The organism is Armatimonas sp., from assembly GCF_964826245.1.
Genome location: NZ_CBAYMC010000007.1, coordinates 1 through 19,896, shown reverse-complemented (window position 1 = coordinate 19,896; position 19,896 = coordinate 1). Strand labels below are relative to the sequence as shown.

The following is a 19,896-nucleotide window of genomic DNA, read 5'->3' as shown; positions in this document are numbered from 1 at the left end:
CTCTATGAGTAGTCACTTTGATCTCAATGACCGCCCCGCGCCCGATGATGTGCTGGTGGCAATTGCGGACTATGTGCAGAGCGACGCGCCACCGAGTGCGCTGGCGCTCGATACGGCGCGGCTGTGCCTTCTGGACACGCTGGGCTGTGGGATCCTAGCGCTGAGCTTTCCGGCCTGTGTGCGGCATCTGGGGCCGGTGGTGCCGGGAACCGTGGTGCCCAACGGAGCGCGGGTGCCGGGGACAAGTTTTCGCCTCGATCCGATCAAGGCGGCCTTTGACATTGGCTGCATCGTCCGCTGGCTGGACTACAACGACACCTGGCTCGCCGCTGAGTGGGGGCATCCGTCGGACAACCTCGGGGGGATTCTGGCGGTGGCGGACTATCTCTCGCAAGTCAGAGTTGCGGAGGGGAAAGCAGCGCTGACGATGCAGACGGTGCTGGAGGCACTGGTCAAGGCACATGAGATTCAGGGCGTGCTCGCGCTGACCAATAGCTTCAATCGGGTGGGGCTGGACCATGTGGTGCTGGTGAAAGTGGCGTCCACGGCGGTCGTGGCGAAGCTACTCGGGGCGGATCGGGAGCAGATTATTGCGGCGCTCTCCCATGCCTGGGTGGATGGTCAAGCGCTCCGCACCTACCGCCACGCGCCCAATGCTGGGCCGCGCAAGTCTTGGGCGGCGGGCGATGCGACCTCGCGTGCCGTGCGCCTCGCGCTCCTGGCAGCTGGGGGGGAGCTAGGGATTCCCACGGCACTCACCGCGCCACGCTGGGGCTTCTACGATGTGCTCTTCGGTGGGAAGCCTTTCTCGCTCTCGCAGCCCTTTGGGAGCTACGTCATGGAGAACATTCTCTTCAAGATCTCTTTCCCCGCCGAGTTTCATGCTCAGACCGCCGTCGAAGCCGCCGTCCGTCTGCATCCCCAGATGAAAGACCGGCTGGGTCAGATCGAGCGCATTGAGCTAACGACCCACGAGTCCGCGATTCGGATTATCTCAAAAGTAGGGCCGCTAAGCAACCCGGCGGATCGGGACCACTGCCTCCAGTACATGACCGCGGTTGGTCTGTGCTTTGGCAACCTCACCGCCGAGCACTATGAGGACAGCTTCGCCGCCGATCACCCGGAGCTAGACAGCCTGCGCGAAAAGATGGTGGTTCGTGAGGAGCTGCGCTACAGCCAAGAGTACTTAGAACCCGATAAGCGCTCCATCGCCAACGCCGTTCAGGTATTCTTCACCGATGGCAGTGCGAGCGAAAAAATCGAGGTTGAGTACCCGCTGGGCCACCGCCGCCGCCGTACTGAGGGAGTTCCCAAGCTCTTAGAGAAGCTGGAGCATAACCTCGCCACGCATTTTTCGCAAGAGCGCTGCCAGACGATCTTGGCACTGGTCAAGAACGCCGAGCGCCTCGCTGCAACCAGTGTCCCGGAGTTTATGATGCTCTTCAGCCCATCCGACGCGATACAATAGCCGTTGCTATGGCCGAGAAAACCAAAAAATTTCATGTGATTACCTGGGGCTGCCAGATGAATGTCGACGACTCCGATCAGATCGAGAACTTATTGCTCTCCGATGGATTGGAGAAAGCCGACTCGCTCGAAGATGCCGATGTGGTGATGCTCAATACCTGCTCTGTGCGCCAGAAGCCTGAGGATAAAGTCTTCTCGCAGCTAGGCATCCTCGCGGAGCTCAAGCAAGCCCGCCCCGACATGGTGATTGGGGTCACCGGCTGCATGGCCCAGCGCGCGGGCGCCGAGATCGCCAAGCGTGCGCCGCACATTGACCTCATTGCTGGCACCGCGCAACTAGAGCGCATCCCGGAGCTTGTGCGCACCCGCCAGAGTTTGTTAGAAAGCGGCGCGGCGACACAGAACAAGCCCAGCGATGTGCTGATCCAGCTCCAGCTCCCGCGCAAGAAAGAGGAGAGCCAGCTCTTTCTGCCCGAGCGCAAGCGCGTGACGACTGGTAAGCTCAAGTCTTTTGTCAGCATCATGTACGGCTGCGATAAGTTCTGCCAGTTCTGCATCGTCCCTCATACCCGTGGAAAAGAGCGCTCTCGGCCTGCGTCGGAGATTATCGGTGAGGTGGAGTATCTTGCGCAGCACGGCACCAAAGAGGTCTGCCTGCTCGGCCAGACGGTCAACTCCTACGGCCTCAAGGGTCTCGAAGCCACGTGCTCTTTCTCTGAGCTCCTCCGCCGCGTGGATGCGGTCGAGGGCATTGAGCGCATTCGGTTTACATCGCCGTATCCCAAAGACTTCACCGACGATGTGATCGAGGCGATGGCGAGCCTGCCTGCGGTCTGTGAGCAAGTGCATCTGCCCGTGCAAGTTGGCGATGATGTGTTGCTTAAGCGCATGAACCGTGGCTACACGTTGGAGCAGTACCGGACGATCGTTCACAAGCTACGCGCCGCGATGCCCGATATTGCCATCACCACGGACCTCATGCTCGGCTTCCCCGGCGAGACCGAGGAGCAGGTGCAGAACACGCTGGACTTTGTGGAAGAGATCCGCTTCGACCAGGCGTTTATGTTCATCTACTCCCCGCGCCACCCCACCCCCGCCGCAAAAATGCCTGACCAGATTCCCCAGCCCGTCAAAGTGGAGCGCCTGGAGCGCCTGATCGCGATCCAGAACCGCATCGTGGTGGAGAAGAACAACCAGTACGCCGCCGAGCGCCGCACCTACGATGTGCTGGTCGAAGGAGCTTCTCCCAAGCACGAAGGCCAGTGGCACGGCCTCACAAGAGGCGGCAAGACCGTCAACTTCGACGCCCACCGCAACCTCACCGGCCAGACCGTCAAGGTTCGCGCCCTCGAAGGCCATCTCTGGGGCTTCATGGGCGAATTGGTGTGATTTTTCATCGTGATACACCATAGATTCGGGCCCATAAATGGGCCTCCGAACCCGGTAGGCCTCAGCGGGCTTTAGCCTGCTTGTCGCATCAGCGGGCCGCTTTAGCCGCCCGTCTGAAAACGCCGCCCGTCTGAGATGCGCCCCCATCAGAGAATTTTAAATCTAGACTAAGTCAATCGGAATTAGTTGACATTGGATTTTGCCTGTCCTATAATTGATCTGAACGGAAAGGAAATCCCTATGTTACTGGATGAATCCCAATTGCACTTCGATACCCTGGCACTGCACGCCGGGCAAGTCCCCGACCCGACCACGACCGCACGCGCGGTGCCGCTCTACCAGACCACGAGCTATGTCTTTAAAGACGCGGATCATGCGGCGAATCTGTTTGGCTTGAAAGAGTTTGGCAATATCTACACCCGCCTGATGAACCCCACCACCGATGTCTTTGAGAAGCGCGTAGCGGCGCTCGAAGGGGGAATCGGGGGATTAGCGGCGGCATCGGGGCAGGCGGCGGAGACGCTGGCGATCCTGAATATCCTCAATGCGGGCGATCATATTGTCTCGTCGTCGTCGTTGTACGGCGGGACGTGGAATTTACTTCGCCACACGCTTCCCAAGCTGGGGATCACGACCACGTTTGTGGACCCGAGCAAGCCCGAGAACTTCGCGGCGGCGATTACGGACTCGACCCGGCTGATCTTTGCTGAGACCATGGGCAACCCCAAGCTCGACACGCTGGACATTGAGGCCGTTGCCGCGGTCGCGCATGCAGCCAATATCCCGCTGATGGTGGACAACACCGCGGCGTCCCCGGCGCTGGTCAATCCCATCGCCCACGGTGCGGATATTGTGGTGCACTCGGCGACCAAGTTTATTGGCGGACACGGCACGACCATCGGCGGGGTGATCGTGGACTCCGGCAAGTTCGACTGGGCGGCATCGGGCAAGTTCCCGGACTTCACCACCCCGGATCCCAGCTACCACGGCCTCGTTTTAGCGAGCTTGCCGGAGCCGCTGCGCTCGATGAGCTATATCCTCAAGGCGCGTCTCCAGGGCCTGCGCGACATGGGCGCGGCGATCTCCCCCTTTAACTCCTGGCAGCTGATTATCGGGCTGGAGACCCTGCACCTGCGCATGGAGCGGCACAGCAAGAACGCGCTGGCGGTGGCGCAGTGGCTCAAGACCCATCCCAAGGTGACCTGGGTGAACTACCCCGGCCTCCCCGAGCACCCGGCGCATGACGTTGCGAACCGCTACCACAAGAAAGATAGCGACGGCAACACGCAGTACGGCGCGCTGGTCGGCTTTGGGGTGCAAGGCGGCGTGGATGCCGGCCGAAAGCTGGTGTCGTCGGTGAAGCTGCTCTCGCTGCTGGCCAATATCGGCGATGCGAAGAGCCTCATCATCCACCCGGCGAGCACGACCCACTCCCAGCTCACCGAAGAGGAGCAGGCCGCCACCGGCGTGACCCCGGACTTCGTGCGCCTCTCGATTGGCATCGAGCACGTCGGGGATATTATCGCGGACTTAGAGCAAGCGCTGGCGGGGGTGTAGGGCCGCTTCGCGCCATCTCCCCGCCCTGCGTTCGTTCCTCACTTCGGGCGACCCTCTTCCTGTTTTCCGCTTCGCGGAGGAAGAGGGCGCCTCTCTCCTCCGCTTGTCACCCTCTTCCTAACGAGGAACGAGTGACCCAGGAAGAGGGTCGGCTGAGGAACGAAGCTGGGGAGATGGCCTATCACATAACCCAGTTCCTCACCGCCATCGGCCTGCTCTACGGAAAAGACAGCCCCGAGTACGAAGCCGCAGGCGGCACCCGCACCAGTGAAGCAGGTAAGTAAAGCGTATAATACCGTAGCGGTATGACACTCTCTGCGAGGAAGCCAACGCCGCTGCGGTAGAAACACTAGTTAGGCCGTTTCATGCCACCAGTATCACCAGGTGAGATCGAGTTGTATGCGAGCTTCAAACAGCATCTCGGGCCGCGCTTCGTGGCGGCAGGCTTGCGCGTGCAGTTTCACTACAATCAGACACCAGGCTTTCATTTTCGAGTTCCGGTTTCCGACGAGTATCGTGATGCGATTCAACGCGGGATTCAGGACGGGATGGCATCGCGGTTTCCGCAGTTCCCTCCGTCAGGCAGCATCTGGATTACAGAGATCACCGAGCATGAGGCTGACTCCAGTCAGCAAGCGTTCTACAGAGTCGGGCGCGCCATTATTGAGCAGGCATATGCACTTGTCACACAAACGGCCTAACTATGCGCTACAGCAAACCTGTTCCCCTGGTCTCGTGGAGGGCAGGAAATCCCGCTGTTTTTGCCGAACGGTGAAGCATGGAAACCAACACCGAGCATAAGTTCCGGGACTACGAGGCCGAGGCCCGCGATACCGTCAAGACCTTCTACCGCCTCAACCACACCCACCAGACCCTGGACTTTGTGAAGGCCAAGAAAGCCGACTATCTGGCGCTGAACCGGCGCGAGATGGGCATCTGGGAGGCGATGGAGTTTCTCAACGAGCTGATCGACGACTCCGACCCCGACGGCGACTTTACCCAGATCGAGCACCTGCTCATGACCTCCGAGGCGATCCGCAAGGACGGCCACCCGGACTGGTTTGTCCTCACCGGCCTCATCCACGATCTGGGGAAGATTCTCTGCCTCTTTGGCGAGCCGCAGTGGGCCGTGGTGGGCGACACGTTTGCGACCGGCTGCAAGTACAGCGAGAAGTGTGTCTACCCTGAGTTCTTCGCCCTCAACCCCGATAGTCAGGTGCCCGAGTACCAGACAGAATACGGCATCTACGAGCCAGAGACGGGCCTCGACAACGTGCACCTCTCGTGGGGCCACGACGAGTATCTTTACCACGTGGTCAAAGACCACCTCCCCGACGAGGCGCTCTACATGATCCGCTTTCACTCGTTCTACCCCTGGCACAACGAGGGGGCCTACACGCACCTCACCAACGCCAAGGACCGCCAGCACTTGACGGATGTGCTGATGTTCAACCGCTACGACCTCTACACCAAGACCGACGAGCGCCCCGATGTGGAAGCCTTAAAACCTTACTACCTAGAGCTCATCAACCAGTTCTTCCCCGCCAAACTGCGGTGGTAGACGACAGCACGCTTGATATCCTAAAAGACGCCCTCGCTACGCTGGGCGCGGGCTTTACCGACCTGCCGCCGCACCAGCCCCGAGCCGATCTATCGGCAATTGAGGAAGTTTTGCAGGAGGTGGCGGTTCGACTTCAGGACAACTATCCCTACTTCCATCCGCTCTATGCCGGGCAGATGCTCAAGCCGCCGCACCCCGTCGCGCGGCTCGCGTATCAGCTGGCGCTGTACGTGAATCCGAATAACCATGCGCTGGACGGCGGGCGGGCGAGCTCGGCGATGGAGAAAGAAGCGGTGGCGCAGCTGGCGGCGATGTTTGGCTGGACGACCTTTCTGGGGCACCTGACCAGCGGCGGGACGATGGCAAATTTGGAGGCGCTCTGGGTAGCGGGGCGGCTCGCGCCGGGGAAAGTCGTGCTGGCATCGTCGCAGGCGCACTACACGCACGGGAGAATCAGTGGTGTTTTGGGTTTGCCGTTCGAGGCCGTACCCGTGGATCGTTTTGGGCGCATGAGCACCGCGACGCTGGAGGCGCGGCTGGAGCAGGGCGATGTGGGCTGCGTGGTAGTGACTCTGGGAACTACGGCAACAGGCTCGGTTGATCCCCTCCCCGAGATTCTGGCGCTGCGGCAAAAATACGGCTTTCGCCTCCACACGGATGCGGCCTACGGCGGCTACTTTGGGCTGGCGGCGAACCTAGGCAACGAGGCACGCGCGGCGTTTGATCGGATTGGGGAAGTGGACTCTCTGGTGATTGATCCGCACAAGCACGGGCTCCAGCCCTACGGTTGCGGCTGCGTCTTGTTCGCCGACCCGAGTGTCGGGCGCCTCTACAAGCACGACTCGCCTTATACCTACTTCAGCTCAACGGAGCTTCATTTAGGGGAGATTAGCCTGGAGTGCTCCCGTGCTGGAGCCGCCGCTGTGGCGCTCTGGGCGACCCAGCGCTTACTGCCACTGGTGCGTGGTGGGGAGTTTGCAGGGATGCTCGCGCAGTGTAGAAGCGCCGCGCTCGCCCTCTACGAACGGCTCGCCGCCGATCCGCGCTTTCTGGTTGGCTTTGCGCCCGAGCTGGACATCGTGGTCTGGGCCGTGCGCCCGGCGCTGGGAGCCTCGGCACGCGCTATCTTCGAAGAGGCGGCTCGGCGAGGCCTGCATTTAGCCCTCGCCGAGCTACCGGGAGTGTTCTTTGGCCTCGAAGGAGAAGAGTCCATCTCCTGCCTGCGCTCGGTGCAGATGAAGCCTGAGCACGCGGACTTAGAGTGGCAGGAGAAGCTCTGGCACCTCCTCTCCGAGGCCACGGATGCCGTCGTGAGCCGCTGGGAGCCGCTGGGAGCGGAGGTGATAAAATAGGACAAATGCGTCTTATTATGCTAATCCTGCTGACCTTGGCATCTGCGGCGCTGGCGAGTGCGCCCAGGAAAAAGCCCGATGCGGCGGCGGAGTATCTCACGGCCACGATGGACGATCCCATTGCGCGGCTACAAAAACGCCTGGAGCGCGGCGAGCTAAAGCTGCGCTACGAGGCGCAGGGTGGCTACCTCAAGGCGCTGCTAAAAGAGCTGCAGATTCTTCCCTCTTCCCAGATGCTTGTCTTCTCCAAAACCAGCCTCCAGCTCTCGTTTATTACCCCCAGCACGCCCCGTGCGCTCTACTTTAACGACAACTGCTGGGTGGGGTTTGTCCAAGGCGGGCAGGTGCTGGAGCTGATGGCGCAAGATCCCGTGCAGGGCTCTGTTTTCTACACGCTGGCCCAGAATCCCAATCGGCTCGTTCTTAAGCGCCAGACCTACGAGTGCCTGCAGTGCCACCAGTCCTCGGTGACCAAGAGCATCCCAGGGCATGTGATGCGCTCGCTCTATGTGCGTGCCGATGGCCAGCCGGACTTTTCGGCGGGCTCGAAGATGACGACCGATGCGAGCCCGTTTGAGGAGCGCTGGGGGGGCTGGTACGTGACAGGCACGCATGGGAAGCTGCGGCACCTGGGCAATGAGCTCGCACGGGGCGGCGATGGCGATGCGCGCATAGACTCTGAGGCGGGAGCCAATCTGACCAACCTGCGCGAGAAGTTTGACACCTCGCCGTATCTCACCCCCCACTCCGATATTGTCGCACTCCTAGTGGCGGAGCATCAGGGAGCGCTCCAGAACCTACTGACCCGTGTGAGCTATCTTGTCCGCGATACCCTCGCTGATGAAGCCCAGCTCAACGCCGCGCTGAAAGAGACGGGCCGTCGCGAGAGCACCACGCGCCGGATTGCCAGCGCGTGCGAGCCGTTGGTCAAGGCGCTTTTCTTCTGCGATGAAGCGCCTCTCAAGGAAAAAGTAACCGGCACCACGCCCTTTGCACGCCAGTTCGCCCAGCAAGGCCCGCTCGATGGCAGGGGCCGCACCCTACGCGATCTGGACTTACAAACCCGCCTGTCCCGCTACCCCTTGAGCTGGACCGTCTACTCGCCGCAGTTTGACGCACTCCCCAAAGAAGCAAAAAGCTACATCACGCGCCGCATTCAAGGAGTCCTCTCCGGCCAAGATAAATCCAAAGACTTCGCGCAGCTCACCGAGGCCGACCGAACCGCCATCCGCGAGATTCTCATGGCAACCAAGCCCGCGCTACTGCGCGAGTAGCGCCTTAGTTGCTGCCTCGACATCGGGCTGGCGCATGAGCGACTCCCCGACCAGAACGGCGTGGGCTCCGGCGGCTCCCATGCGTGCGACATCCTCGGCGGTGAAGATGCCGCTCTCGGCGACGGCGACGGTATTTTTCGGAAAGAGGGGCGCGAGGCGCTCGAAGGTCTCCAGGCTCACCGTGAAGCTCTTCAAGTCGCGATTATTTACCCCAAGCAGCGTCGCGCCAGACTCGATAGCCAGCGCCAGCTCCGCCTCGTCGTGAACTTCCACGAGAGCGTCCATCCCAAGCTGTTCGGCGGCGTGGCGCATTTCGGCTAGCCGTGCGGGGGAGGGAATCGCGGCGACGATCAGTAAGATCGCATCGGCACCCGCTAGGCGCGCTTCGTAGATCTGGATCGGGTCGATCAGAAAGTCCTTGCGCAGGAGTGGTAGCGGCACCACTTCACGAATCGTGGCGAGATAGCCCAAGCTTCCCTGAAAGTACGTCTCGTCTGTGAGCACGGAAAGACAGCTCGCTCCGCCCGCAAAGTAGGCGCGGGCAATGGCCACGGGATCGAAATCGGGCCGGATCAGCCCCTTGCTCGGCGAGGCCTTCTTCACCTCGGCGATCAGGGATACCCTCCTCCCCCCTGCCCCCTCCTCCCAACCCTGCGGAGGCAGGGATGGGTGAGGGGGTGAGAAAACCTGCTCTTTCTCCCCCTCCTCCCGGGGTCGGGAGGAGGGGGTAGGGGGGAGGAGGGCTTTCTGAAACCCGCGTGTCGGCGGCAAATCTGCGCACTGAGCCTGCAAGTGCGCGGGCTTGTGGGTGGCCTTAAGAGCGGCGACTTCGTCGCGCTTGGTGGCAAGAATCTTCTCTAAAATATCACTCATGATCTCTGTGTGAACTCCACAAACTGGTTGAGCTTAGTTAGTGCCGCGCCTGAGTCGAGGGTCTGGGCTGCTAGCGCGATGCCATCGGTGAGGGTGTCGACGGCTCCGGCGACATAGAGCGCGGCTCCGGCGTTGGCCAGCACGATCTCACGGCGGGGGCCGGGCTCGCCCGAGAGAATCGCGCGAACCGTGGCGGCGGGGTCGTCGTCGTTGGGCGCGAGGGCTTCGGGAGTCGTTTCGGTGAGTCCTAGCTCACGGGAGGTGAGGGTATAGGTGGTCACTGTGCCGTTTTTTCCCTCTGCGATAAACGTCTCCCCAAACGTAGAAAGCTCATCAAGGCCCGCTTTCCCATGTACCACTAGGACATGCTCGGCCCCGAGGCGCAGGAGAACGTGAGCGAGGGGCTCGCATAGAGCGCCATCGTAGACCCCGAGCACTTGCCGAGTTGCGCCTGCCGGGTTGGTCAGGGGCCCCAGCGCGTTAAAGATCGTCCGAAAGCCCAGCTCGGCGCGAACTGGGGCGGCGTGCTTCATTGCGGGATGGTGGCTGCGGGCAAAGAGAAACCCGATTCCGACTTCATCAATGCAGCGCCCGACCACCTCAGGCGTCAGATCGAGGCGTGCGCCCAAGGCTTCGAGCACATCGGCGGAGCCAAACTTACTGGTGGCGGCGCGGTTGCCGTGCTTGGCAATGGCAACTCCCGCGGCGGCGGCGACAAAGGCCGATGTGGTCGAGACATTGAAGGTCTTTTGTGCTGCACCGCCCGTGCCACAGGTATCAACAAGCGGCTGGCGGTGGGTCGTGACTTTGAGTGAGTGTGCCCGCATCCCCCGGGCAAAGCCAGTCAGCTCCTCCACGCTCTCGCCTTTGAGGCGTAGCGCCGTGAGTAGGGCCCCGAGCTGGGCAGGCGTCGCTTCCCCCGCCATGATCGTGCCCATCGCGGCCTCAGCCTCGGCCTCGGAGAGCCCCGTGCCGCCCAGAACTTTCGCCAGAACTTCTTTCACGAGGGGTATTTTATCGCAGTTAGTCCATGTCCGTGAGCATCAGCACCCAGACCAGCCCCCGCATCCGATCCACGGTCACGAGAGTGGCGTCCCAGGCGATATCGTGGAGCCAGCCGTGCCAGCCCTCTTCGCACAGATAGGTCGTGTACTCCTCAGGAGCGCCGGGCAAGAGAGCCGTGCAGAACGCCAGTGCCCCATCTTCCGCGTCTTCAGGCGACTGGTCACAGGCGACATACGCACCGCCGCTAATCAGCCGCAGGGCAAGATGGTCTTCCAGCGGCTCATCCAGTCGGTAAAAGCTGGGCACAAGGCTTGGATCGGGGATGCGCTGCGGCTCGGGGAGGGCCTCTAGCACACTCGGCAGGCACAGGAAATCCCGTGGAAACCCGAGGCGATCCAGATCATCGTAGGCGGCGTGCGCCAGCCAGAGCGGGTGCGGCTCCAGCGCAAAGCCCCGAAGCTCCGCGCCGCCGTTGGTGTAGATATGTTGTAGCGCCTCCAGAAACGGCAGGGTCTCCTCCGGAACGGAGACACTCTGCACCTGGAGCTCTTGCCAGAGAGGTTGCTGCATGGGGGATTGTACCCTTAGCTACGCACTTTAGAGAGCAGGCCACAGACTGTCAGTAGTGCCGCACTCAGCGCCACAATCATCGCGCCGGGCGAGAAATCCCAGATAAACGAGAGGTAGAGCCCAACGGGGATAGGAATCGCTCCTAAAACTGCCGCGAGAATAAACGTATGGCTGATGCGCTTGGTCAGAAGCAAGGCGCTTACGGCCGGAATCACCAGAGTCCCAAAGGTCAGCAAGATTCCCACGGCGTGGATGGAGAACGCGATGGCAGTTCCAATGCTCAGCGTGAGAAGCGTCTCCCAGAGGCGTGTGTTGTAGCCTGCGGCCTGCGCCGTGTCCGGGTCAAAGGAGATAAAGAGCAGCTCCTTGGCAAAGAGGCGGTGCAAGACAAAGACCACAACCAGCGCCCCAATCGTGAGTAGCGTATCGGCTGCTGTCACCGTGATGATATTGCCAGAGAGCAGGTCCAGAAGCTGGGTCTCACCGCGTGGGTTTTTCGCCAGTAGGAGAATGGTTACTGCTGATGCGAGCACGTAGCCTAGGCCAATCACGGTGTCTTGCCGGACTTTGCGCGGCGACCAGCGCAGGGAGAGCAAGAAGACTCCGACGAGCATCATCCCAATCGAGCCCAGCAGCGGTGCCAGCCCCAGCAAGAGCCCCAGTGCGACGCCCGCGGAGGAGAACTGCGCCAAGGCCATGCCCACAAAGACCACGCGCCTTAGTACCACAAAAACCCCGAGATAGGCACTGACTAGCCCCACAGCAAGCCCGGCGACCAGTGCCCGCTGCATAAAGTCCAGCCCAAAGACTTTTGCCAGCGAGGCGTGCTTCAGCTCATCGGGCAGGGCTTCGTCGTGCTCATGCTCCGACTCTTGGGGCGCTGTGACGGCTGGCGTGCTAGGTGCGGGTGTCGCGCTTGCCGTCTCCGGAGCGAGAGCCTCTGGCGGCGGGGGTGGCGGTGGCGCTTGTGCGCGGACGCATACGGGTATAAGGCCTATCAATAACAAAACAAAGAGCTTTTTCAAAGCACCAACCTCCGGCCTTCCACTTCAAGGATCTTAAAGTCGTAGTTAAAGAGCCCGCGCAGGGTCTCGGGCTGGACAATCTCCTCGACGGGGCCGATCTGAAAGTGCGTCCCGCCTAAGATCGCGACGGTCTGTGCGTGGTTGGCGACAATATTGAGGCTGTGGGAGACCAGGACCACCAGCAGGCGGCTCTCCTGGTGAATCCGCTCGATGAGCTCCATCGTGGCGGACTCTGCGGCGATATCCATCGCGCTCGTAGGCTCGTCCAGCACCAGCACATCGGGCTCAGAGACCAGCGCACGGGCCATCAAGACGCGCTGCTTCTGCCCCCCCGAGAGCTCCCGAAAGAGGTGGGCGCTCAGGTGCGGCAAGCCCACCTGCTCCAGTGCTTTCTCCGCTCGCTGCTTGTCTTCGTTACCGGGAGTCTTGAGCAGCCCCGCGCGGCGGTAGCGGCCCATCAGCACGATCTCTAGAACCGTGATCGGAAAGAGATCATCGGTGGTCTGTGCCTGTGGAACATAGCCAAACGTCAGCTTGCAGTGGTGGATCGCCTTGCCCAAGAGCGGGGGCAAGATTCCCAGAATTGCCTTGAGCAGCGTGGTCTTGCCTGCCCCATTGGGCCCGACAATGCCTAGGTAGCCGCCCTCGCTCAGCCCGAAGGAGAGTGAGGGCAGCACCACGCGCCGCCCGTAGCCGAGCGTGGCATCGTCAAATGTAATCAGCGGCGTGTTTTCCATAGCTTAGCGCAGCGCTTTCGCGAAGCCCTCCACGATGGCGTTGATGTAATCGAAGTAGTTCCGGGTGCCCATGCCTCCCACGGAGTAGGGCACGACTGCCACTTTGCCTCCCGCCTCTTTGGCGATCAGATCGGCGTACTTGGTGGAGTAGATCGAGCCCATGATCACGGCGCGGACTTTGCTGGTCTTCATACGCTGGATCAGATCGGTCACGTGGCCACCCGATGGCGGAATGCCAGGTTTGGGCTCCAGAAAGCCAAAGGGCATGAGGCCAAAGCGGGTCGCAAAGTAGATCCACTCATCGTGGTAGGCCACAAAGCCGTGGCCCTTAAACGGAGCCAGCGTTCTCTCCCAGCCTGCCATGCGCGAGCTGATCTCATCGCTGAAGCGCTTGTAGTTGGCGTTGTAGTTCGCGGCATGGGCTTTATCAACGGCTAAAAGCGCCAGCAGAATCTCATAGGCAACCACGACAGCATCTTTGGGATCGAACCAGTAGTGGGGATTGCCCGCCGCATGGACATCGCCCGACGCGCCATTGATTCCGCCTGTGGGGACTTCCATCTTTCGTACGCGTGCTGAGGCATCCACGTAGCCTGCCGCGCCACGCTGCACTTTCGCGTTGCGGGCGGAGGCAAGCAGGGCATCGGCCCACATGTCTAGGTCCATTCCACAGCGCACAAAGACATCGGCGCGCGCCACTTTGACGACATCGCTGGGCTTGGCATCCACTTGATGGTAGTTGGTCTCTGGCTTGGCAAGCGATGTGACATTGGCTAAGTTCCCGACCAGCTCGCGGGTGATGGCGGCGAGCTCGGGGGTGGTGGTAATAACTTCCATTTTCTTCTCTACTCCAGGTTGTGTGTGTGCGGGCCGACTCCCCAGACCCACTGAAGACGAAGCTCGTTAAAGCCTTTTTGACCGGGGCGGTCACCGTGGGTGGCTTGTAGGCGAAAGTAGGTCTGCTCGGTGAGCTGGTGGGTCTGGATCAGCGAGAGAGATTTCTCGCGGCCAAACACCCACGGTGAGCCGCTGTTGTCGTAGCGCACCCCCAGCGAGCGAAAAGGCCCATAGCGCTGATCCACTGAGACGTAGTAGCCCTCCGCTTTGCGGGTCGTGCCGCCGCCTTTTTGCTCATGCCCAAGCCACTCGCTTCGCACCAGAGTGCGCTGGCTATCTTTTTTTCCGAGGCGATAGGTCAGGTCAAGCCCATGAAGCGTGTTTTGTGGCGAGAGACCAGCATAGCCCACTCCTTTTCCACGAGCATCCGAGGCGCCGAGCTCCAGATCGTTGCCCCCTAGCTTCGAGGATGCCCAGAGGCGTAGTGTGCTGAAGGTGTCTCGAAAGCCCGCACCGCTTGTAGGGCCTTGGCCATCGGCGGGAATGTCTTCTATGGGTGTTGGCTGGCCCCAGTAGCCTGCGTCCAGCTGGAGAAAGAACTTAGTGGGAAACAGATAGGACAGATACGCTCCATCACCCGTCAGGCTCTCATCAGCGACTAAGTTCTTGAGCACCGTGGGCGGCTCGATGTAGGCCCAGGAGTGCGGGTGGAGCTGATTCACGCGCCCAAAGGGAGCCTTGCGCCGTCCGACGGTTGCCGAGAGGGGAAGCTTAGCAAAGTGCAGGTCTTGCACCGTGACATAGCCTTCCTCAATTCGGGTCTCGCCGTTGGCAAAGACAATAAAGGCATCTTGCTTGATGCCGGGGTAGACAAAGCTCTGGATCGCCAGCTCGCCGGAGTCTAGGAGGAACTTGTTGCGATTCAGGTTGGTCTTATCGCTGGTGAAAAGTCCTCGTGCATCACTGATAAACGAGATATCAGGGAGCAACAAATAGCGATTATTATTATTAGAGGTCTGTGCACTTGTCGGAGCCGCCACCGCATCGGGCGGTGGCGGCGGCGTCTGTGCAAAAGCAGGCGCGACCACGAGTGTCACGGCTAGAAAAGTGAGCCACTTCATTTGGGATGAGTTCCTGAGTATCGTGCTCTCTAGCGAGGCGCTAGAGGCAATAAAAGACGAATTATTTAGAGAAAATAAAACTCAGGAGACGGCAGGTGGGGCGCGGGAAGGGGAGTAATGTCGCCCACGGGCCAGTCGCAAGACATTCGGGAAGAGGCCGCGTGTGGTTGTCAGCGCGACGAGGCGGTGACGCGCGATAAGCAGAGGAGCAGTGAGGGTTACCGACGACGACGAGAGCACGCAGATCGTGCAGAGATCTTTGGTTTGGGGGGTAGTGATATCGGTATGCCGCGTCGCCGCATGGTGGCGTGCATGACGGGTGGCAGCCTGTGCAGCCGCGAGGCCCGAGCGGTGTTCCCGGTAGTGCCCTAGCTGGGTAAAGGCATACAGTGCCAGCAAGGCCACCGCAAAAAAGCGGCCCAGAAAATTTTGGTTTCGTCGCAGAGTAACCAGCATGCCTCCTTAAAGGATACCATGCGCCGTGCGATACGTGGCTATTGCACCTCAAACTCGAACTTAAAACGCTGGGTGCTGGCGATAGGCTGGCCGCTCTTGAGGGCGGGCTTCCACTTCCATTTTTTCAGCGCCTCTAGCACGCGCTGGTCTACCTCAGGGTTGCCCGACGATGTCCGCAGGCTGACTTCAAAGCTGCCGTCTGCCTCGATCTCGACGACCACACGGACAAAAGACTTGAACTCGCCTTTTTTGAGAGAGTCGGGGATCGTGGGCTGGACTTGCTGGCTGGGCTCCGCCTCGCGGGTTGGTCCGGAAGGCTTGGGTGTGGGCGCAGGCGTGGGCTTTGGTGCTGGCGTGGGCTTTGGTGTTGGCTCCGGTGTCGGTCGAGGCGTGGGAGCGGGTGTGGGCTTCGGCGTCGGTGTGGGCTCTGGAGTCGGCTTGGGGGTTGCCGCAGGTGCACTGGGCGCGGCTTGCGGGGCCGCTTGTGGAGCCGCTTGTGGTGCTTGCGTGGGGGCAGCGATTGGCCGGGCAGTGGGCTGGGGAAAGCTATCCACCGACGGCTGGGCGCGCTCCGTGGGCCTTGCCGCAGGCCCGCCGATGGCCGTGAGCACGGGGCGCTCTGCGGGCGTGGGGGCCTGGTGGGTGGGTGCCTGCACCGGCGGTAGCTTTGGAGAAAGCGGGCGGAGAGTTGGCTGCGTGGGCGGTGGTGTCGCCTGCGCTGGGAGCGGGGTGGCCTTTGGAGCGGGCGTTGTTGTGTTTTTAGCTGTCTTGCACTCAGGACAGTCCTGAAAGATAATCTCAAGCGGCCCCGGATGCGCGTCTTGGTGGCCTTGGTGGGCTATTGAGATGCGCATCACCGCAAGCAGAAACATGGCATTGAACGCCAGGGAGAGCCCAAGGGCGGCTCCAAAGCGTGGGCGGAGATTATCTTTCAGGATTTCCATTGGGTCTCTGGGTTAGAACTTACTGGTCAGGCTGAGCATCACGCGGCGGCCTTGCTGGAAGCGGGTTCCGGTGAAGGGCGAGTTGAAGTTCATCACGGCGCGGCTGTCGAGCAAGTTCTCCACTGAGAGGTCTGCCTGGAGGCCATTGGGAAGGAGCTTGCCGCCGGTAGAGTAGCGGAAGTTGATCTCCGCACGTGCCTGCCGCTTGCCGCCGTCCACGGTTGCATTCTCATCCTCTGGGTTGACAATTGGGGACGAAAACGCGCCGCTACCGTAGTAGGCACTCAGGGCGATGTTTGAGCCATTTTTAAGGCCGTAGGTCAGGCCCCCCGAGAGCGTGTTGAGCTGGTCGTGGTCGGAGTAGGCCTCCTCGCCATTGACCAGCTTGTTGATGGCATTGGCCCAGGTAAAGAAGCTCCCAAGCCCCACACCGTTCTTGGGCGTCTTGTCGTAGGAGAGCTCCAGGCCATTTGCAAACGAGCCGTTACTGATATTCACGGTGGAGAACACCCCGATCTGCGTCCCCGGAATCAAGATGGCGGTATCGAGCTGGTCGTGGAACCACTTGCGGTAGGCCGCTACTTTGATGGTTTGGTTCTGGGGGAGCTGGCGCTCCAGGCTCGTCTCGATCATCTTGACGCGCTGGGGCTTGACAGCATCGCCAATCAGCCCCCCCTGGGCGAGCGGCGGCTGGGAGAAGAGCTGGTTGTACGAAGCGCGGGCAATGGTCTTGGGCGCGACATTGTAGGCCAGATTGACACGTGGTGAGAGATCGGTTGCGGTGAGAGACGCGCCCGTCGCGCCGTCTACGGTCTGCTGGGAGTTGTAGGTGTCGAGGCGCAGGCCATAGTTGATGGTCAGCTTCTCGCTTGCCTTGAACGTGTCTTGGGCGTAGGCCGCACCGTAGTAGCCTTTACGCTTGACCCGAAGCGTGGGCGTGGCGGTAGCGGCTCCGACGATATAGTCATCCCCCACTAGGCTCCCCCCCGGAGCGACAAGCCGCGCATCGAGCTCATGAAGGGCATTGAGTGCGGTCTGGCTGCCCGGGACGATCTGGTAGCTCTCGTTGCCGCGCTGGTCGGAGAAGATTCCGCCAAATTTGTAGGTGTGCTTGCCTTCATTGACGGTGAGGTTAGCCTGAAGCTGGCTCTGATTGTATGTGCGCTTGATGGTCGGGTGGAACTCAAGGGAGGAGTCGGCGGCGAGGCTACTGGAGGAGATCGTCGCGCTATTGCCGGGTGAGTTGTTGAGCAGGTCTTGGCGCGACTCCGATGAGCCGTAGGTGACCACGGCGGTAGTCTTGGCATTGAGCTGCTTGCGGTACTGAAGCGTCCCAAAGCCGTTGTTGTCGTTCTGGTAGATGTCCTGGCCTAGCGTATCTTGCGAGGCGAGCCCGCTGCTGGCGTTTTTAAGCCCCCCATAGCCAAAGCCCTGTCCGACGGGCTCGAACTTTGCGCCCAGACCTGTGCGATTGGCGATCTGGGTGCGGGCGGGAGCAGAGTTCACGGTGAAAGAGAGCTTCTCTGCGGCGGAGAGCTCGTAGTCGAAGTTGGCAAAGAGCGTCTGGGAGGTCTGGCTATTGTGACGCGTTTGCTTATCGGGCTGTGGAGCCTCAATGGCATTGTCTGTGGTGCGGCCCGTGTAGTTAATGAGGTAGCCTAGCTTTTTCTTCTCAGCCCCGAGCTGGCCGCCTGCGGTGAAGCTGGTCTCACCCGTGCCAAACCCGCCACCCGTTACGGTAAGAGTGCGAAACGGCTCTAGTGTCCCGGAGCGCAGCGTCAGATTCAGCGCCGCCGCCGTCTCCGAGCCGTACTCGGGCGCAAAGCCCCCCGTGATCACATCGATGGTCTGGAGCGCATCGGGGGCGAGAAACTGTCCCGCCCGGCCCTGAAACGCACCGGGGAGCAAGAAGCCATTCAGATAGATCGAGGTGGCCGCGTGCTCGGCGCGGGGATGCGCCTGGTTCACCGAGTCCTCCGCAAAGCCGGGAACCGCACGGATCGCCTTCGTCAGGCTCTGGCGGTTGCCTGCCGTCAGCGGGAACTTCTGAACCGTCTCGCTGGAGAGCGTCTTTGCCGACGACGCATCGCCGCTACGGATTCTATCGCGGTCCGCCGTGATCTTGATGGTCTTCTCTTTGAGGGGCTCCAGCAGAATCTCGACATCGGTGGTAGCATCGGCGACCACGGTGACCGACTGGGTATCTTTCTGGAACTCCCCCGAAGAGGTTGTCAGCTTCCAGGCGCGGTTCTCCAGAGGCGGCGTGAGGGCGGTGCCATCGGCTCCCGTGGTCACGGTGAGCGGCGTACGCACCCCAGCACTGTCGGTGAGAAGAATCTTAGCGCCCGAGAGAGGCTTCTCAGACTCGGCGTTGAGCACTTTGATTTTTAAGCGACCCACCACATCGGCGTGGGCAATGGAAGAAAGAGAGACAGAAATAGCAAGGACAAGCCCAAGGCGGGCTACAGACGAAAGACGCATGAGGTATCAAACTCCTGAAACGTGAATTGAAGAGAAACGACAATAAATTATTGATGAATTTTTAAGAGAGAGAGCTTGGGGGGCCGCGTGTGGTATGCCGTGGCGAGACCAGAGTCGTCACAGGGAGCAAGGCAGCTAGCGGCGACGTTTCTAGTAGCACAGTCGGGGGAGGAAGGGCTAGTGAGGCACCTGCAAGAGTTGTCGAGGTTGCTTGGAGCGAACAGAGGGCACAGGAATCTTCCGCACCAAGTGTGAGGTGCGTCGCTGCTCTGTCCCGCTGTGGCGTGTGGCTTTTATCGTGAGTGAGAGGGCACCAGAGACAAAAGAACAACCAGAGCGCTACGACCATAGTCGCGAAGCGCTGTAGAACTCGTTGTTTCTTGCAAGTCGTGACCATCGTTTACTGTGTACTTATTATAACACAGTAACAAAAAAACTACTTGGGAGAGGTCTGGCAGCGCTCGCACGTCCCGTGGAGCGTCAGGGTGTGGCTAGCGACTTGGAAGTTATGAGGAATCGTGGTCTGGGTGAGCATGGCATCCACCATGCAGCCCTCGAAGTCAGCAATCGAGCCGCAGCTATCACAGACCAGATGGTGGTGGTGATCCGTGTCTGAGGGGCCTGGAGCGGGCTCATAGCGGTAGAAACCCTCACCAAACTCGGTACGGATCAGTAGCTCTAGCCGTGTGAGCTCGTTGAGCGTGCGGTAGATCGTGACCAGATTGATGTCACTTTCGGTCTGCTCGTAGATGTCTTGCGCGGAGAGAGGACGCTCACTGGCCGCCAGTAGGCGCAGAAGAATCCGGCGCGGGAGCGTTCTTCGCATCCCGGCCTGCTCAAGGGTGGCTTCAAACCACTGGAGGCGCTCATCCTTGGTCATCGTTATTGTGGGAAATTATATCACGCGGAGAAAATATTGTCGTTTCTAGATTGTTTTAGTGATTCGATTGCAATATTTTCTGTGTTGCGGTATTCTTTCCCCAAAGCGAGGTGATGGTGAGCAAGGGATTTACTCTGATGGAGATAGTGGTAAGCATTGCAATTATTGCAACACTTGCTGCCGTTATCTTCCCTGCCTTTGCACAAGCGCGTATACGCGCTCAGCAGAGTGCCTGCGCCAGCAACCTACGTCAGCTTAGCAGCGCTGTGCTTCAGTACGCGGCAGACCATGAGGGAATGCTCCCCCTCACGAGTCACTCAAGCAGGAGCTCCTCTTGGGGAACCACGCTCATGCCCTACGGTGCTCT

At 60.6% G+C, this 19,896-nt stretch carries 20 protein-coding genes; 9 read left to right on the top strand and 11 right to left on the bottom strand.

The features are described 5' to 3' along the window. Window positions 1-4 precede the first annotated feature (4 nt). The 7 genes from AC1XOS_RS01675 (at window position 5) to AC1XOS_RS01645 (ending at window position 8,600) form a co-directional block, all read left to right on the top strand. Entirely contained in the window at window positions 5-1,468 is a 1,464-nt protein-coding gene (locus AC1XOS_RS01675) for a bifunctional 2-methylcitrate dehydratase/aconitate hydratase (protein WP_481960478.1), read from the top strand. An 8-nt stretch (window positions 1,469-1,476) separates the two neighbouring features. After that, window positions 1,477-2,856 carry a tRNA (N6-isopentenyl adenosine(37)-C2)-methylthiotransferase MiaB gene (gene miaB / locus AC1XOS_RS01670; RefSeq protein WP_481960477.1) on the top strand — a complete coding sequence of 460 codons (1,380 nt, stop codon included), beginning with the start codon at window positions 1,477-1,479 and terminating at the stop codon, window positions 2,854-2,856. A 240-nt stretch (window positions 2,857-3,096) separates the two neighbouring features. After that, on the top strand, window positions 3,097-4,413 hold the full coding sequence (locus AC1XOS_RS01665; protein ID WP_481960476.1) for an O-acetylhomoserine aminocarboxypropyltransferase/cysteine synthase family protein: 1,317 nt from the start codon (window positions 3,097-3,099) through the stop codon (window positions 4,411-4,413). 365 nt (window positions 4,414-4,778) lie between these two features. Next, window positions 4,779-5,114: a hypothetical protein gene (locus tag AC1XOS_RS01660; protein ID WP_481960475.1), complete on the top strand. Its 336-nt coding sequence runs from the start codon at window positions 4,779-4,781 to the stop codon at window positions 5,112-5,114. 77 nt (window positions 5,115-5,191) lie between these two features. Further along, on the top strand, window positions 5,192-5,974 hold the full coding sequence (locus tag AC1XOS_RS01655) for an inositol oxygenase family protein (protein ID WP_481960474.1): 783 nt from the start codon (window positions 5,192-5,194) through the stop codon (window positions 5,972-5,974). After that, a complete protein-coding gene (locus AC1XOS_RS01650) occupies window positions 5,968-7,326 on the top strand; it encodes a pyridoxal phosphate-dependent decarboxylase family protein (protein ID WP_481960473.1) in 1,359 nt (452 codons plus the stop codon). The genes AC1XOS_RS01655 and AC1XOS_RS01650 overlap by 7 nt, the downstream gene beginning before the upstream one ends. A 5-nt stretch (window positions 7,327-7,331) precedes the next feature. Beyond that, on the top strand, window positions 7,332-8,600 hold the full coding sequence (locus tag AC1XOS_RS01645) for a hypothetical protein (protein WP_481960472.1): 1,269 nt from the start codon (window positions 7,332-7,334) through the stop codon (window positions 8,598-8,600). On the opposite strand, the gene trpC is transcribed toward AC1XOS_RS01645, so the two are convergent. The 10 genes from trpC to AC1XOS_RS01595 all read right to left on the bottom strand — a co-directional run bounded on the left by trpC (window position 8,586) and on the right by AC1XOS_RS01595 (window position 18,649). Then, on the bottom strand, window positions 8,586-9,473 hold the full coding sequence (gene trpC / locus AC1XOS_RS01640; protein WP_481960471.1) for an indole-3-glycerol phosphate synthase TrpC: 888 nt from the start codon (window positions 9,471-9,473) through the stop codon (window positions 8,586-8,588). The two genes, AC1XOS_RS01645 and trpC, sit on opposite strands and share 15 nt — an antisense overlap. Continuing rightward, window positions 9,470-10,486, bottom strand: a complete 1,017-nt coding sequence (trpD, locus tag AC1XOS_RS01635) for an anthranilate phosphoribosyltransferase (protein WP_481960493.1) — start codon at window positions 10,484-10,486, stop codon at window positions 9,470-9,472. Before trpD ends, trpC begins: the two co-directional genes overlap by 4 nt. A 10-nt stretch (window positions 10,487-10,496) precedes the next feature. After that, on the bottom strand, window positions 10,497-11,048 hold the full coding sequence (locus AC1XOS_RS01630) for a hypothetical protein (protein WP_481960470.1): 552 nt from the start codon (window positions 11,046-11,048) through the stop codon (window positions 10,497-10,499). Between the two features lie 14 nt (window positions 11,049-11,062). Further along, on the bottom strand, window positions 11,063-12,055 hold the full coding sequence (locus tag AC1XOS_RS01625; protein ID WP_481960469.1) for a metal ABC transporter permease: 993 nt from the start codon (window positions 12,053-12,055) through the stop codon (window positions 11,063-11,065). A gap of 14 nt (window positions 12,056-12,069) precedes the next feature. Continuing rightward, complete coding sequence (locus AC1XOS_RS01620) at window positions 12,070-12,810, bottom strand: metal ABC transporter ATP-binding protein (RefSeq protein ID WP_481960468.1); 741 nt, start codon at window positions 12,808-12,810, stop codon at window positions 12,070-12,072. A 3-nt stretch (window positions 12,811-12,813) separates the two neighbouring features. Beyond that, a complete protein-coding gene (locus AC1XOS_RS01615; protein WP_481960467.1) occupies window positions 12,814-13,647 on the bottom strand; it encodes a metal ABC transporter substrate-binding protein in 834 nt (277 codons plus the stop codon). A gap of 8 nt (window positions 13,648-13,655) precedes the next feature. Next, window positions 13,656-14,768, bottom strand: a complete 1,113-nt coding sequence (locus AC1XOS_RS01610; RefSeq protein ID WP_481960466.1) for a hypothetical protein — start codon at window positions 14,766-14,768, stop codon at window positions 13,656-13,658. Window positions 14,769-14,849: 81 nt separating this feature from the next. Then, window positions 14,850-15,224: a hypothetical protein gene (locus AC1XOS_RS01605; protein ID WP_481960465.1), complete on the bottom strand. Its 375-nt coding sequence runs from the start codon at window positions 15,222-15,224 to the stop codon at window positions 14,850-14,852. A 38-nt stretch (window positions 15,225-15,262) separates the two neighbouring features. Further along, window positions 15,263-16,168 carry an energy transducer TonB gene (locus tag AC1XOS_RS01600; RefSeq protein ID WP_481960464.1) on the bottom strand — a complete coding sequence of 302 codons (906 nt, stop codon included), beginning with the start codon at window positions 16,166-16,168 and terminating at the stop codon, window positions 15,263-15,265. A gap of 12 nt (window positions 16,169-16,180) precedes the next feature. Then, window positions 16,181-18,649, bottom strand: a complete 2,469-nt coding sequence (locus AC1XOS_RS01595; protein WP_481960463.1) for a TonB-dependent receptor plug domain-containing protein — start codon at window positions 18,647-18,649, stop codon at window positions 16,181-16,183. A 211-nt stretch (window positions 18,650-18,860) separates the two neighbouring features. On the opposite strand from AC1XOS_RS01595, the gene AC1XOS_RS01590 reads away from it, so the two are divergent. Then, window positions 18,861-19,016 (top strand): hypothetical protein, encoded by a 156-nt coding sequence (locus tag AC1XOS_RS01590; protein ID WP_481960462.1) that lies wholly within the window; start codon window positions 18,861-18,863, stop codon window positions 19,014-19,016. A gap of 69 nt (window positions 19,017-19,085) precedes the next feature. On the opposite strand, the gene AC1XOS_RS01585 is transcribed toward AC1XOS_RS01590, so the two are convergent. Continuing rightward, complete coding sequence (locus AC1XOS_RS01585) at window positions 19,086-19,529, bottom strand: Fur family transcriptional regulator (protein WP_481960461.1); 444 nt, start codon at window positions 19,527-19,529, stop codon at window positions 19,086-19,088. Window positions 19,530-19,666: 137 nt separating this feature from the next. Between AC1XOS_RS01585 and AC1XOS_RS01580 the strand changes: the two genes are divergently transcribed. Then, window positions 19,667-19,896, top strand: a 230-nt coding sequence (locus tag AC1XOS_RS01580) for a type IV pilin protein (protein WP_481960460.1), incomplete at its 3' end; no start/stop codon positions are given.